The organism is Saccharibacillus brassicae (assembly GCF_006542275.1).
Taxonomy (GTDB): Bacteria; Bacillota; Bacilli; order Paenibacillales; family Paenibacillaceae; genus Saccharibacillus; species Saccharibacillus brassicae.
The window spans coordinates 4461156-4476017 of record NZ_CP041217.1; the positions used below are offsets into that span (position 1 = coordinate 4461156).

General features: G+C 57.6%; 13 protein-coding genes and 1 other RNA gene. 8 read left to right on the forward strand and 6 right to left on the reverse strand.

Translation table 11 applies throughout. The features are described from left to right. Positions 1-17 precede the first annotated feature (17 nt). The gene (locus FFV09_RS18565) at positions 18-1331 is read right to left on the reverse strand and encodes a multi antimicrobial extrusion protein MatE (RefSeq protein ID WP_141449211.1); all 1314 of its coding nucleotides are present in this window, start codon (positions 1329-1331) and stop codon (positions 18-20) included. Between the two features lie 398 nt (positions 1332-1729). Between FFV09_RS18565 and FFV09_RS18570 the strand changes: the two genes are divergently transcribed. The 3 genes from FFV09_RS18570 (at position 1730) to FFV09_RS18580 (ending at position 4810) form a co-directional block, all read left to right on the forward strand. Further along, complete coding sequence (locus FFV09_RS18570) at positions 1730-2812, forward strand: tetraprenyl-beta-curcumene synthase family protein (protein WP_425472208.1); 1083 nt, start codon at positions 1730-1732, stop codon at positions 2810-2812. 15 nt (positions 2813-2827) lie between these two features. Then, a complete protein-coding gene (pfkA, locus tag FFV09_RS18575) occupies positions 2828-3799 on the forward strand; it encodes a 6-phosphofructokinase (protein ID WP_141449213.1) in 972 nt (323 codons plus the stop codon). A 147-nt stretch (positions 3800-3946) separates the two neighbouring features. Next, a complete protein-coding gene (locus tag FFV09_RS18580) occupies positions 3947-4810 on the forward strand; it encodes a DUF72 domain-containing protein (protein ID WP_141449214.1) in 864 nt (287 codons plus the stop codon). Between the two features lie 167 nt (positions 4811-4977). Here the strand turns inward: FFV09_RS18580 and FFV09_RS18585 are convergent, their stop codons facing one another. The 4 genes from FFV09_RS18585 to FFV09_RS18600 all read right to left on the reverse strand — a co-directional run bounded on the left by FFV09_RS18585 (position 4978) and on the right by FFV09_RS18600 (position 9411). Continuing rightward, positions 4978-6360 carry an MATE family efflux transporter gene (locus FFV09_RS18585; RefSeq protein ID WP_141449215.1) on the reverse strand — a complete coding sequence of 461 codons (1383 nt, stop codon included), beginning with the start codon at positions 6358-6360 and terminating at the stop codon, positions 4978-4980. 141 nt (positions 6361-6501) lie between these two features. Then, entirely contained in the window at positions 6502-7704 is a 1203-nt protein-coding gene (locus tag FFV09_RS18590) for a putative glycoside hydrolase (RefSeq protein WP_141449216.1), read from the reverse strand. Between the two features lie 258 nt (positions 7705-7962). Further along, a complete protein-coding gene (locus FFV09_RS18595; protein ID WP_141450535.1) occupies positions 7963-8157 on the reverse strand; it encodes a hypothetical protein in 195 nt (64 codons plus the stop codon). 438 nt (positions 8158-8595) lie between these two features. Beyond that, complete coding sequence (locus FFV09_RS18600) at positions 8596-9411, reverse strand: YitT family protein (RefSeq protein WP_141450536.1); 816 nt, start codon at positions 9409-9411, stop codon at positions 8596-8598. Positions 9412-9835: 424 nt separating this feature from the next. On the opposite strand from FFV09_RS18600, the gene cshA reads away from it, so the two are divergent. The 4 genes from cshA to FFV09_RS18620 all read left to right on the forward strand — a co-directional run bounded on the left by cshA (position 9836) and on the right by FFV09_RS18620 (position 13287). Then, positions 9836-11416: a degradosome RNA helicase CshA gene (cshA, locus tag FFV09_RS18605; RefSeq protein WP_141449217.1), complete on the forward strand. Its 1581-nt coding sequence runs from the start codon at positions 9836-9838 to the stop codon at positions 11414-11416. 266 nt (positions 11417-11682) lie between these two features. Continuing rightward, positions 11683-12480, forward strand: a complete 798-nt coding sequence (locus FFV09_RS18610) for a YesL family protein (RefSeq protein ID WP_141449218.1) — start codon at positions 11683-11685, stop codon at positions 12478-12480. 36 nt (positions 12481-12516) lie between these two features. After that, a non-coding RNA gene (ssrS, locus tag FFV09_RS18615) (6S RNA) lies at positions 12517-12706 on the forward strand. 188 nt (positions 12707-12894) lie between these two features. Continuing rightward, the gene (locus FFV09_RS18620; RefSeq protein WP_141450537.1) at positions 12895-13287 is read left to right on the forward strand and encodes a DUF1499 domain-containing protein; all 393 of its coding nucleotides are present in this window, start codon (positions 12895-12897) and stop codon (positions 13285-13287) included. Positions 13288-13375: 88 nt separating this feature from the next. Here FFV09_RS18620 and tpx read toward each other — a convergent pair whose 3' ends face one another. Continuing rightward, the gene (tpx, locus tag FFV09_RS18625; protein ID WP_141449219.1) at positions 13376-13894 is read right to left on the reverse strand and encodes a thiol peroxidase; all 519 of its coding nucleotides are present in this window, start codon (positions 13892-13894) and stop codon (positions 13376-13378) included. 122 nt (positions 13895-14016) lie between these two features. Here tpx and FFV09_RS18630 point away from each other — a divergent pair, with 122 nt between their 5' ends. After that, on the forward strand, positions 14017-14667 hold the full coding sequence (locus tag FFV09_RS18630) for a rhomboid family intramembrane serine protease (protein WP_141449220.1): 651 nt from the start codon (positions 14017-14019) through the stop codon (positions 14665-14667). Positions 14668-14862 lie beyond the last annotated feature (195 nt).

A 14862-nucleotide genomic window follows, 5' to 3' on the forward strand; every position in this document is an offset into this window, starting at 1 on the left:
GGCTTGTGGGGGCGGCTTCACGTCTTCGGTCCGTCGAGTCTCGGCTCGCGTCCGATCCGGCGCAGGACGAGGAAGACGATGACGGCTTCGGCCAGCAGTCCGAGCGACTGGGCGAGCGCGCCGATCATGCCGTTCCAATGCGGAACGAGCGCGACGAGCAGCAGCAGCAGGGCGATCGTGCAGATCGCGTTGGCCAGCTGCGAGCGCAGCATGACTTTGGTCTGCCCGCCGAGCAGGATCAGGCCGTTGCCGTAGTCGAGCCACGGCATGACGAGCGGATACAGGATGAACGCCCGCAGCGTGCGCAGGCTCTCTTCGAGCAGGATGCCGTCGACGTTCATGACGTGCCCGAACACCCAGTAGCCGAGCGGCGTGTAGGCAATCATGGCTACCAGCGCGAACGGAATGAAGCCGATCGCCAGCGAGAACTTGCGCACCATGACCGGATCGATCCGGTAATAATTGAGGACGATCTGGTGGATGTACATGAAGAAGCTGAGCATCAGCTGCATCAGGCTGCCGGCGACCGCGAACGAAGAAATGGCGAGCGCGACCCCGTCCGTTTTGCCGAGCATGATGTTGAGCGCGGGACCGATAAACATGGCGACAAACGACGAGTACAGCAGCGGCTTGTAGAACCGGAACACGTCGCCGCGCGTCTCGACCGGATGCCCTTCTTTTTTGACCGGCATGCGCCTTGCGATATTGCGTCCTTCGAGGAAGCTGACGGTCGCCTCGATGATCATGCCGAACAGGAAGATGACCGCGCCGACGACCCCGCTGCCGACGCCCGCGACGTGGACGAAGTACAGCGACATGAGGTACATGCCCGCCAGGCGGATAATCATGCCGATCGTCAGCCATTTGGTGCGGTTGTTCGTGATGATGATGCCCTGGTAGATGTTGCGGATGACCGAGAAGACGCTCACGAACATCAGCACGCCGTACACGGCAAGCACGCTCGGCAGCAGCTCGCGGTCGACGCCGAACAGAATGCCGAAGATGCCGTGGCCGACCGGCGTGTAGGCGATGACGAGGCCGATCAGCATAACGCAGACGAGGAACACGTAAGTGACGAACGTCAGCGCCTTGAACGAGACTTTGTCGCGCACGAGCGCCGAACAGGTCTGTCTCAGCAGGGTGGACGGACGTTCCGTGATCGCAAGCAGGCTGCCGGCCAGCGCGTAGCTGGCGATGACCGTCTCCGGCGAATCGGACGAAGCCAGCGTGCGGTTGATGATGACGTGCGACAGCGTAACGAGCGAAGCCGATAGGCCCAGCGGCACGAAAAACAGCAGCAGCCGCTTCCAGGAGAGCGGAACTTCGGACATAATAAGACTCCTTTCCCGAAAAATGTTCAATTTTCAGTATAGCATGACCCAAATCGTTTGCACGCGGCGACCGAAAAGTTTCCGAAAATTGAACGTTTTGGGCGGCAGTCGGCGGCAAATAAGGAAACAAGACGTGAGAGCATGCACTTTTTACAGAAAAAACGCTGAAAAAAGACCGGAATATGACGAAGGTTATTTGTACAAAGCCGACCCCTCATATTATAATGGTAGTGAATTTGGGTGCGGCGTAGGCACAAATGACCAATCGGCGGACGCTTTCCCCGAACGCGGCTTGTCCGCGTTGGACGGAAAGACGCATAACCGGAAAAAAGCAACACAAGAAGCCGATAAGTTTGCGAATGCGCCATAGACTTAAGACTGGCATTTGGAGGTACGCTTTGAATCGACTCAGAACCGCTCGCAACGTTCCGGAAAATCCCGTCAGCCTGATGCGCCTCGTGTATCGAACCGTCCTTCCGGACGTTCGGACTTCGCTCGGCGGCTGGAGAGACCGGGCGCAGACCATTCCCGACCCCGAATTGCGCACGCAGGCGCTGGCGAGCATCGCCGACAAGGAATTCCATTGTCAGGGCGGCTCGGTGTACGCGGCCATCAACGTGGACCGAAAAGACGTGCTTATTCCGCTGATCGTGGCGCTTCAGACCATCAGCGATTATCTCGACAATCTGTGCGATCGGAGTACGTCGCTCGACCCGGAAGATTTTCGTCTTTTACATAAGTCCATGCTGGATGCGGTCGATCCGTCCGCGCAGCCGGAAAATTATTACCGGTTCCGCGACGAGCAGGAAGACGGAGGATACCTGAACGCGCTGGTCACTACCTGCCAGGACAACATCCGGCAGCTGCCCGGTTACGTTCATGCCCAGCCTTATGTGCGCCGCCTCGTCGGTTTGTACGGAGACCTGCAGGTCTACAAGCATATCTCGCACGAGCTGCGCGAACCGTCGCTGACCGCCTGGAGAGCGGAACACGCCGAGCTTGCGCCCGATCTGTACTGGAACGAATTCGCCGCCGCGACCGGGTCGACGCTCGGCATGTTTATGCTGTTCGCCGGAGCGAGCCGCGACGATTTCGATGCGGAAGACGCAAGAACCGTGTACGAAGCCTATTTTCCTTACGTGTGCGGTCTTCATATCATGCTCGATTATTTGATCGACCAGGAAGAAGACCGCGTCGGAGGCGACCTGAATTTTTGCAATTATTACGAGAGCGGGGAAGCGATGCTGCTGCGCGTCGAAGAGATCGTGAACAACGCGCGCCGCGACGTGCAGAAGCTTCCGCATGCCGCTTTCCACCGCATGGTCATCGAAGGACTGCTCGCGCTGTACTTGTCCGATCCCAAAGTCAGCCAGCAGAAGGATGTGCGAACCGTGTCTAAACGGTTGATGAAAAGAAGTCCGCTCATGCGCACGTTCTTTTTCGCCAACAGTGTATGGATCCGCAAACATAAGCAGGACTAACAAGGAGGATGCAACATGTCAGCAGTAAAAAAGATTGCCGTTTTGACCAGCGGAGGGGACTCCCAGGGGATGAACGCCGCGCTTCGCGCCGTCGTGCGCAGCGCCCTGTACCACGGAATCGAAATTTTCGGCATTCAGCGCGGCTATCAGGGCCTGCTCAATAACGATATTTTCTCGATGGATCTCCGCAGCGTCGGCGATATTATCCAACGCGGCGGCACTGTCCTGCAATCGGCCCGCTCCAAAGAATTCTATACCGAAGAAGGCCAGCGCAAAGGCGCCGAAATTTTGCGCAGCTACGGCATTGACGGCCTGGTCGTCATCGGCGGCGACGGCTCGTACCACGGCGCGAACAAGCTGAGCAAGCTCGGCATCAATACGATGGGCCTGCCGGGCACGATCGACAACGATATTTCCTTCACCGACTACACGATCGGTTTCGATACGGCGGTCGGCGTCGTCGTAGACGCGATCAACAAACTGCGCGACACGATGTCTTCGCACGAACGGGCTTCCGTCGTGGAAGTCATGGGTCGCCACTGCGGCGATATCGCGCTGCACGCGGGTCTCGCGTCGGGCGCGGAGACGATCCTCGTGCCGGAAGTGCCGTACGACCTGGGCGAAGTGGCCCAGCGCATGACACACAACTTCGCCATGGGCAAACGCCACAGTATTATCGTGGTAGCCGAAGGCGCGGGCAAAGGCGACGATATCGCCAAGGAACTGTCGCAGCATTCCAAGCAGATCGACGCGCGCGTGACTGTGCTCGGCCATATCCAGCGCGGGGGCACGCCGACTCCGTTCGACCGCAACCTGGCCAGCCGCCTCGGCGATTTCGCCGTACGCTCGCTGATTCGCGGCGAAAGCGACAAAGCCTGCGGCATTATCAAGGGCGAGCTGACGCTGACCGACATCGACAAGGTCGTCAACACGAAAAACGATTTCGATCACGAAATGTACGAACTGGCGCTGCGTTTGTCGCAGTAACCGAACCGTATGGGGCGGAGCGGTACGCTCCCGCAGATCGGCATAAGCCTTCGCATGGAATCGGCAGCGTCGTCTGCCCGCTTCCGCCGCGGAGGTTTATTTGTATCTGGGAAGCGGGTAAGGAGGAAGCAAAAGGAGGTGCGGCGGATGATTACGATCGGGCTGACCGGTTGGGGCGACCACGATTCGATCTATACGACCCGTGAAGCGGGCAAGCAGAAGCTCGTGACGTACGGCAAACTGTTCCGGACGGTCGAGGTGGACAGTATGTTCTACGCCATTCAATCCAAGCGCAATATGGAAAAGTGGACGGCGGAGACGCCGGCCGATTTCCGCTTCGTCGTCAAAGCGTTCCAGGGGATGACCGGTCATTCGCGCGGCAAAATTCCGTTCGACAGCGAAGACGAGATGTACGAAGCTTTCCGGCTGTCGATCGGCACGTTCGAACAGGCGGGCAAGCTGACGGCGGTGCTGTTCCAGTTCCCGCCCTGGTTCGACTGCTCGAAAGAGAACGTGGCCAAGCTGCGGGAGATCCGGGCGAGAATGGACGACGTACCGTGCGCGCTGGAATTCCGGCACCAGAGCTGGTTCCAGCCGGTTATGCGGGAGCGCACGCTGAAGTTCATGCGCGAGGAGCGCTGGATTCACAGCGTGTGCGACGAGCCGCAGGCCGGCACCGGTTCGGTGCCGATCGTCGAACAGGCGACGGACGACAGTCTGACGCTCGTGCGCATGCACGGGCGCAACGCATCCGGCTGGCAGTCGGCCAACCAGCCGAACTGGCGGGAAGTGCGGTATTTGTACCGCTACGACGCGGAGGAACTCCGGGAATGGGCGGAGCGGCTGCGGCGGCTGGAACAGCAGTCGAAGGAAGTGATCGTCGTGTTCAACAACAACTCCGGCGGAGACGCCGCGGGCAACGCCCGGGAGCTGATGGGTCTGCTCGGCCAGGACGTGCCGAAGCTGCCCGGCGAAGACGAGCCGCAGCAGTTGGACCTGTTCGAGTTCTGAACAGGAGGCGCGGAGCGGAAGCCGCGCTTCGAATCGCCGATCGAGTCACCGCTCGAATATAACGAAAAGCCGTTTCCCGGCGCCGCAGGCAGCGGCGGGGAAACGGCTTTTCGGTGTGCGCGGAAGCAGGGAGCGGCGCAGCCCGCAGCCGTGCAGCGGGCTTGGCTTTACGGCAGCGGCGCAGGCGATGCCGGCGGGGCGGGCAGGGCGGCATGCAGCCGCTGCACTTTGAACAGGCGGGCCAGCAGCAGCGCCGCGCCGACGGCAAGCCCGGCGATCAGGCCGAGCCAGTAGCCGAACGGGCCAAACGGCGTATAGACGGCGAGTCCGTAGCCGACCGGCAGGCCGATGCCCCAGTAGGCGATCAGCGTGATGAAGAACGCGGGCGTCACGTCTTTGTAGCCGCGCAGCGCGCCCTGGATCGGCGTGGCCAGCGCGTCGGACAGCTGGAAGAAGATCGCGTAGCCGAGGAACTGGACGATCAGCGCCGTTACGGCCGGATCGGTCGAATAGATCAGCGCGACTTTGTCTGCGAACAGCAGCAGTACGATTGCGGTGACGACCGCGAGCAGCACGGCCGAAGTGATGCCGATCCAGGCGTACTGCCGGGCGTCCCGGGTTCGGCCCGCGCCCGCTTCGTAGCCGACGAGAATCGTCAGCGCCATGCAGATCGCGAGCGGAATCATGTACAGCGTCGAAGCGAAGTTGATCGCGGCGGAATGCGCGGCGACGGCGTTCGTGCCGAAGCGGTTCATGAGCAGCGTGACCGCGGCAAAGATCGACGTCTCGAAAAAGGTCGCGAACCCGATCGGAATGCCCAGCTTGAGCAGTTCGCCCTGCTTGGACCAGGAAACCGGATGCCATTTGCGGAAAAAGCCGAAGTTCGCGAACGGCTGGGCGCGGTGCAGCACGACGAGCGCGATCAGGAAAATGACCCAGTAGGTGATGGCCGTAGCTACGCCCGCGCCGACGCCGCCAAGCTTCGGGAAGCCGAACTTGCCGAAGATCAACAAATAGTTGAGTACGAGCTGGACGGGAAGCGAGCAGAGCGTGATCGCCATCGACACGCGCGTCTGGCCCATCGCGTCGATGCAGCCGCGCAGCACGGTATAGCCGAACAGCGGCACGACGCCGAACGCGAGGCAGATCAGGAACTTGCGGGCCGTGTCCGCGACTTCGGCTTCGGCGTTCATGAAGCCGAGCGCGGGATCGAGCAGCAGCCCGCCGACGAGCAGCACCGCGGCCGAGAACAGCAGCGACAGCAGCAGGCCCTGGAACAGGTTGAAGCGCACATCGCGTTCGCGTCCGCCGCCCATCAACTGGGAGACGATCGGCATAATGCCGTTCAAGACGCCGTTCAGCCCGGTCTGGATCGGAATCCACAAGCTGACGCCGATCGAGACGCCCGCCTGCGCGGCCGGACTGACGTGCCCGGTCATGCTCGTATCGAAAAAGGCCATGGCCGACAGCGCGATCTGGGTCACGAAGATCGGCAGGAATACGACGAAAAACTGCGAAAATTTTTGCTTAAATGAAGAAGTGGCATGCATGCGGTAAGCAGTTCCTTTCGGCGGGGCTGCGCGGCGGTCGGCAGGCAGGCAAAAACCCGGCCATGGAAGGCCGGGCTGTCGCCGTGCATGCGTCCGCGCTCAAGCGCCGCGGTCAAAGTGAAGCGGCCGTTTCGGGTCCGGTCAGTCTTTCGGGCCGTAGTTGCCGTCTTTGGTATAACGGTTGGATGCGTTCCAGAGCAGGTATTCTTCCACGCCCATATCGGCCATGGCTTTGATCTGCGCGTCCATTTCGGTCTTGCCGTACTTGGTGTAATGCCCGCTGCCGAGCCAGCTTGCGGTAAAGTCCTGAATCCACGGGCGCACGATCGGGCGCTGGGATTCGTCCTTGATCTCGTCCAGCTTCTTGAACGTGTCGACCATGGAGCCTTTGATCGTGACATAAGGTTCTTTGTCCGGGTTCGTGGCGCCGAACCAGCCGGTCGAGTAATGGCTTGGGTAGACCATCGGCGCGATGACGTCGACGTTCTCGGAAATCTTGGTGAAATCCTGCCCGATGCCGTCTGCTGCCGGAACGGAAGCCGCATAGCCGAAAATGTCGACCGAGACGCGGACGCCGAGCGGCGCGAGTTCTTTGCGCGCGTACTGCACGAATTCCGAGACCGCTTCGGTGCGCGTCGCGTCGGTTTTCTCGTAGACGAGTTCGTCGGCGCGTTTCTCGAAGCCTTCCGCGAAGCGCACGTAGTCGAACTGGATTTCCTTGAAGCCCATCGCGGCCGCTTCTTTGGCGATATCGACGTTGTAATCCCACACTTCTTTGCTGTACGGATTGACGAAAGCGTCGCCGCCGCCGTTTTTCCATACGCCGCCGCCCGAGTTCGTGAACGAAAGTTCCGGATGTTTCTCGGCCAGGACCGTATCCTTGAACACGACAATACGGGCGATCGGGTAGACGTTATGCTTTTTGAGCTTGGCCATCAGCTCTTTGATGTCCGGGATAAACTTCTGGGCCGTGCCCATTTTCAGCAGTTCTTTGTTCTGCGTCTCGTACGTTATGTACCCCAGGTCGTCTTTGATGTCGATAACCATCGAGTTCAGGCCGGTATTGTCGAGCAGGTCGAGCAGTTCGGCCATTCGGGCTCCGCCCGCGCTGTACGCGGTGACGTAGACGCCTTTGACTTTGGGTGCGTCCGGCTGCGGATCGATTTTGACCGGCGGGTTGTTCACGTCGATGACGACGCTGTCTTTCTGCGCGGTCAAAGCGCTTTGGTTCCACGCCGATTGCACGGCGACCGTGATCGGGTTGGCGTTGATTTGTGCCGGAGGCACGGCTTCCGGGTTGTGGCTGCCTACGGTAAGAGCCAACAGGCTCCATAAGATATCCATTTTATTCTCTCCCTCGTCTGTGCGTGATTCTTGGCTGCAAGGCCGTTACCAGTATAGCCTGTTTAACAGTGGTCGAAGCAACAAATTTGTCACGAATATCAAAAAAATACACCCTGATCCTTTAACCGCACTGTCGTGCGCCGAATCCGTCCGAGCACGCAAGAGCCTTCGGAAAAGAAGCATCGGGCATATGTAGAGCCGCTCTTTCCCGAAGGATCAGAGCGGCTCATGGCAATCTTTTTGAAAGACCAAATGCCGTTACTGCAGCACTTCCGGCGACTGATGCTCCAGAATGCTGTGGTGAATAATGTCGAGCGCGTCTTCGGCTTCGAGAATGCCCATGCCGTCGCGAAGGACGATCACGGAATCGAGTTCCTGCTGCTTCAAAAACGCAAGCATGTCGGGGTACCATTTCATCACGATTTGTTCGAGCTTTACGGCTTCCATTTCCATAGTCGTCACCCTTTCTTTTCCGGAATCGTACGTCATTGTCTGACTCGAATACCTTAGAAAAGCAGCCATGCGCTATCTATGAAGCTGAAGCGAGAGCCTTGCAAAACCGAGATTCCGGGGAATTCCGGATACGGTACGCGTTCATTATATCACATCGAATTCCGATTCGCGAAACGGTCCTTCCCGCACTTTCCCCTACCCCAAAAAAGAAAGCGCCCGCGAGGGACGCTTTTGGGTGCACATGCGGATTCTGACGAAAAAACGAAGCGGCGCAGGTGAAGTCCAGTGTAGGAGCGAAAGCGTTCGCCTTTGAAATCGGGAAGCTTCCTCGCCTATTCAGATCCGGCTTCCCGATTTCAACGAGCGACCGGAACGGACTTCACCGCAGCCGCAGCGTTCGGTTTTGCGGATAGGACCGCCGTGAGAACCGAACCAGTGTCACACGGAGCGCTTTCGGAACGAGCCCATGACGCCTACCGTCTCCACGATATTGACGAACGCCCGCGGGTCCGCTTCCTTAATGACGCGCTTGAGCTCCGCCAGTTCGTACATCGTCGTCACCGTCATCAGCATATCCTTTTTCGTATGGGAAAAAGCGCCTTCGGCCTGAATCCGGGTTACGCCGCGTTCGATCTGAAGCAGCCGCTCAAGCAGCGCTTCCGTATCGTCCGTAATGATGAACAGCGTCACTTTGATATGGCTGATATGGATCATGTCGACCACTTTGCCGGTGATATAGATAGAGACCATCGACAGCAGCGCCAGATTCCAGTCGTTTTGCAGATAGCCCATCAGCAGGATGACGAGGCCGTTCAGCGCGACGAGGATGTTGCCGACCGGAAAGTCCCGGTAGCGGGTAACGATCGAGCCGAGAATGTCGAAGCCGCCGCTTGAGCCGCCCACGCGGAACGAGATGCCCGCTCCGATGCCGACCAGCACGCCGCCGAATACCGAAGAGAGGATCGGATCGTTGGCGACCATTTTCTCGGGAATGAGCGCGACCATGATCGTGACCGCCGCAACGGACACGATGCTGAGCAGGATAAAGCGCCGCCCGAGCAGGAACCAGCCGGCGACCAGCATCGGGATGTTGTAGACGAAGTAGAGCACGCCGATGCTGATCGGCGTAAAGTAGCCCGTCAGCATCGACAATCCCGATACGCCGCCGCTGAGCAGCTGATGCGGAATGAGGAACAGGTTGAAGCCGGCCGAGATCAGCAGGGCGCCGATCACGATCGTGAAAATATGACCCATGCGAATAAACAAAACCACCACTCCTGAAAAACAGTATGAAAAAACCTATTATAAATGAAAACCGTGAAAAAATGTGACAATCCTTTGAAAGGTTTACTGGCTTTTTGATAGTCGCTTATGTTATAATGATTTAGATGTTCTTGAGTAGAACTTTCTCGTTTCCGTAATAACCGTTACAGGCAGAGCGGAAGAAGCGCGAGTAAAAGGTTAAACGGTATATAATAAAGCTTCGGCTTTTCGGCTTCGGCTTTGAAGAAGCTCCTCCCTTGGCCAAGTGTTGTGGTACAGAGAACTTGGCGTTAACAGCATATGAGGAACCCTTCGGTTATCGATCGGTTGCGGCTACTTAAGAATACAGAATCCAGAAGCGGCTTGTCCACAGATAAAGTGGCAGTTCGCCCCTAATAAAAGGAGCATGAATCTATTGGCAAATTTTGCAGACTTCGATTTGGAACCAAAGGTATTACAGGCAATTACGGAAATGGGCTTTGAAGAAGCGACACCGATCCAGTCGCAGGCGATTCCAATCGCCCTGAGCGGAAGCGACATGATCGGACAGGCGCAGACCGGTACAGGCAAGACGGCGGCATTCGGCATTCCGATGATCAGCAAGATCGCTCGCGAAGAAGAGAAGATCTCGGCTCTGATCATGGCACCTACCCGCGAACTCGCGATTCAGGTTGCCGACGAAATCGAGAAGCTCGCACGCTTCAAGGGACTTCGTTCCCTCGCCATCTACGGCGGACAAGACATCGTGCGCCAGATCCGCGCTCTCAAAAGAAAGCCGCAGATCATCATCGGTACGCCGGGACGTCTGCTTGACCATATCAACCGCAAAACGATCAAGCTCGACGACGTTCACACGGTTATATTGGACGAAGCGGACGAAATGCTGGACATGGGCTTCATGGAAGACATTCAGTCCATCCTGAAGCTCGTTCCGGAAGAGCGTCAAACGCTGCTGTTCTCGGCAACGATGCCGGCCAACATCAAGCGCCTGGCCGAGCAGTTCCTGAGAAACCCGCAGCACGTATCGGTCATTCCGAAGCAGCTTAGTATCCCGCTGATCGAGCAGGCTTACATCGAAGTGCCGGAACGTCAAAAGTTCGAAGCACTGACTCGCCTGATCGACATGGAATCGCCGGAACTTGCGATCCTGTTCGGACGCACGAAGCGCCGGGTCGACGAGCTGGCAGAAGCGCTGCAAAAGCGCGGCTATTCGGCTGACGGTCTCCACGGCGACTTGTCGCAGAACCAGCGCGACGCGGTTATGCGCAAATTCCGCGACGGCAGCATCGAAGTGCTCGTAGCGACCGACGTTGCGGCACGCGGCCTCGACGTATCGGGCGTCACGCACGTCATCAACTTCGACCTTCCGCAGGATCCGGAAAGCTACGTTCACCGGATCGGCCGTACGGGCCGTGCAGGCAAAGAAGGCAAAGCGTGGTCGTTCGTAACGCCTCGCGAGCTGGATCACCTGAACTTCATCGAGCGCGTTACGCGCCACAAAATCGCTCGCAAACCGCTCCCGACCATGAGCGAAGCGATCGAAGGCAAACAACGCATCCTGGCCGAGCGCCTGCTCGAAGTGGTACAGGACGGCGAACTGAACGAATACAAAGCGATCGCGATCCAAATGCTGGAGCAGTACGACTCCGTTAACCTGCTGTCGGCAGCAATGAAGCTGATGACCGGGGAGAAAAAAGATTCGAAGATCGAATTGACTCCGGAAGATCCGGTTCGCGCAAAACGTCGCAAGCCTTCGGGCAGCTACGGCGGCGCGCGCAGCGGCGGCGGTTACAAAGGCAGCGGCGGCGGTGGCTATAAAGGCGGCAGCAGCAGCGGCGGCCGTACAGGCGGTTACCAAGGACGCAGCAGCAGCGGCGGCGGCGGTTACAAAGGTTCGAAAGAAGGCGGCTACCAGGGACGCAACAGCAGCAGCAGCAAACCTTCGTACCAGGGCCAAAGCGACCGTCCAAGCCCAAAACGAGATTTCGATAACTAAGAACGAATGATTCGACCGCAATCGGCCCGGTATCCGGGTCGGCCAGCGGATCGGCTTTACTCTCGTTCGTCAGGGAACGGCGCATCCATGCGCCGTTCTTTTTTTTGCGCGCGGAAGGGGAGAAGGCAGGCAAACGTTTCGATCGCGTTTTCGTAAAGGGTGGTTTTTGCACAAGGGAATCGGTATAATTGAACTATCAATCGACATGAGGGATGCTTCCTTGCATTCAATGGACGATGACGCGATTTTTCGAGGAGGAATACCTGTTGGAATTTAGGGGGCTTACCGGGGGGATCTACCGCCTGACCGAGTGGATTATGCGCATCTCGGGAACGAATCTGCTTTGGGTGCTGTGTTCGGCGCCGTTCTTGTTTATTTTGTATATGCGTCTTGCGATCGATCCGCAGTTCGTCAACGAAGCGTTGACGCTCAACTGGGTGCTCGGGATTCTGGCACCGGTTACATTTTTCCCGGCGACGGCGGCCATGTTCACGGTGGCGCGCAAATGGGTCATGGGCGAGCCGGACGTCAAGATCATTCGCACTTTTTTCCGGGGATACAAAGAGAATTATAAGCAGAGTCTGGTAGGCGGCATTTTCTACACGATCCTGTTCGTCGTCATGTACGTGGACATTACCGTCTACATGGTCCAGTTCCGCAACATGCAGCTGTTCGGCATTTTGATGCTGATCCTGATGATTCTGCTGTTCGTCTCGCTGTTCAACTTCTTCTCGATGGTGACCCACTACCATATGAAGATCGGCGGCATTCTCAAGAACGCGATTCTGCTGACGCTGCTGCGTCCGTTCCGCGTCTTCTCCACATTGATCGGCGCGATCGCGATCATCTACATCTGCTGGCAGATGCCGGTGCTGTATGTCATCGCGGCGGGAAGCGTGCTGTCGTGGTTCGCTTTCTTCAACTTCTACGCCACGTTTATCAAAATGCAGGAGCAGGCCAAGAAGCGCGAAGAAGCGCAAAACGCCGACGGGGAAACGGAACTGATCGAGCTCGGCAAAGAGAAAAAAGAAAAGGGATCTTTTCTGAACAAAAAGAACCGGTAGAGTTTACAAGATCGGCCGCAAGCGCTATAATAACTCTACATCCTGCGATGCCCGTTTCGGTTTTTCGTTGTTTTGAACCAATGAATAAGTCTCGGGAGACCTATATTGAACGCCGCGATGAAACGCCCTGTCTATATGACATGGGGACTTCAAAGCCCGTTTTGCGGTCACCCACCTGCGATAGCAGGTTCGAGGCAATGTGATCGGACGGCAGAGCGGGATCCCTTTATGTCCATGAACGGCGTCGGTCGCTTGCAGCGGCTGACAGGCCCGTATGCCCGAGAGGGATATAACGTCCTTGCACCGGAAGTTTTCCGGAAGCAGGGACGTTTTTGCCTTGTTTTTCTTTTGTTCTGAATCGAACAATGCTACACTAGGAGTAGAAAGATGGGCAACGTTAAAGGAGGAAAGATCTTGTCGTTCAAACGTACATTGGTCGGCATCATTCGCAGTCAGGAAGGTACGAGCGACCGCGCGACCGACCCTAATATGAAAACGAGATATTACAGCCTTTCCAGAGATAAAGCGTGGGAAGAAGTCAGTTCGACGCTGAAAAAGATTCCTGGCTATAAGGTGCTGCACGAAGTGGCCGGCGTAGGCGAGATTACGTTGGAGAAACGCACGAAGTTCGGACGCACGATGGACATTACCGTTTCGGTGCTGGCTGTCAGTCCCGTGAAGAGCGCCGTCGATATTTATTCGGCATCGCGCGGATCTTTCGGCGACCTGGGCGCCAATTACCGCAACATTTTGAGCCTGTTCGCCATTCTTGACAAAAAATTGGCCGCTTACAAAACGACGAGCTGAAGCGGTTTTCGGCTTTATGTAAGCGCACCCGCTGCGCGGATCTCCGCGAGCGGGTGCGTTTTTTTATGTTCCGTGCTCCAAAAAGGGCTTAGCGCAGCGCTTTGACGGCGGCGATCGCCTGCTCGTAGTTCGGGTGTTCGCTCATTTCGCCGAGGTATTCGACGTAAGCGATCCGGTCGTTTTCGTCGAGGACGAAAATGGCGCGCATATCGAGCTGCAGTTCGTCGATCAGGACGCCGTACGCTTCGCCGAACGAACGCGCTTTGTAGTCGGACAGCGTGACGACCTGATCGACGCCGGCCGCGCCGCACCAGCGGGCTTGGGCGAACGGCAGATCGACGCTGACCGTCAAGATGACGACGTGTTCGCCGAGGTCGGCCGCTTCCGTGTTAAAGCGCCGCGTCTGCGCGTCGCACGTGCCCGTATCGAGCGAAGGGACGACGCTGATCAGTTTCACTTTGCCGGCAAAATCCTGCAGCGTCGCTTCTTCCAGCAGGTTGCGGTTCAGCTTGAAGTCCGGAGCGGCGTCGCCGACTTTGAGTTCGGGGCCGATCAGCGTAATCGGGTTTCCTTTGAACGTGGCTACGCCGGTTCTTTGTTGGGTCATAATCGTAGTACCTCCTCGTATTCTCGTACAGCAGCGGGAATTTGGATTTTCCCGTCCCGTTTCATTATAATATTCGGTAGAGATCGTTTGCAAAAAAGAGAATAGCGGAAAAGGGGAAAATCATGATTTTTGTGCGGTACGAAAAATGGAACCAGTATCTGAAATTTTATCCGATCACGGCGCTGCTGGTGTTGGTCAACGTCGTGATGTTTATCGTTCTTGCGGTGAACGGGGCTTACAGCCGGGACGCTTCCGGCGTCGTGCTGCTCCAATACGGCGCTTTGTCGAACGTGGCGGGCGTGCCCGGAGTGGCCGACGTCGACTCGCCGTGGCGTTATCTGTCTTCGGTGTTCCTGCACGGCGGATTCGAACATTTGCTGTTCAACTGTTTTGCGATTCTCGTGTTCCTGCCGCCGCTTGAGCGACTGCTCGGCCATGTCCGTTACGCGTTGCTGTATCTCGCCAGCGGCATCATCGCCAACCTGATCAGCATGGGCGCGTACAACCGGGCCGGCGAATACTTCATCTCCGTCGGCGCGTCCGGCGCGATCTACGGCGGATACGGAGCGTTTCTGTACATGGCGCTGTTCCAGCGTCAGAAGATGGACAAAGCGTCGCGCCAGACCGTGTACATCCTGCTCGTCATGGGCCTGCTGCTCAGCTTCGCTACGCCGAACGTGAACATTTGGGCGCATTTCGGCGGCGCGATCGCCGGGTTCTTCCTGTACGGGCTGCTGATGCGGCTTCCATTCGGGAAAAAAATCGGCGAATAAGGGTGTGAGTGCGGAGGCGGGTGCGGAGGCGGGTGCGGAGGCGGGTGCGGGGAGGCGCTGCGCGCCGTAAGGTGGCTTCGATCGCCGTTGCAAATGATTTTCTTCGATTATAAATTTAAAGGTGGAAAAGAATTTGCAAATGCGAGCGCTCCGCTTCTCCGCCATCCTTACGGCGCTCCGCTGCTGCGACGCACG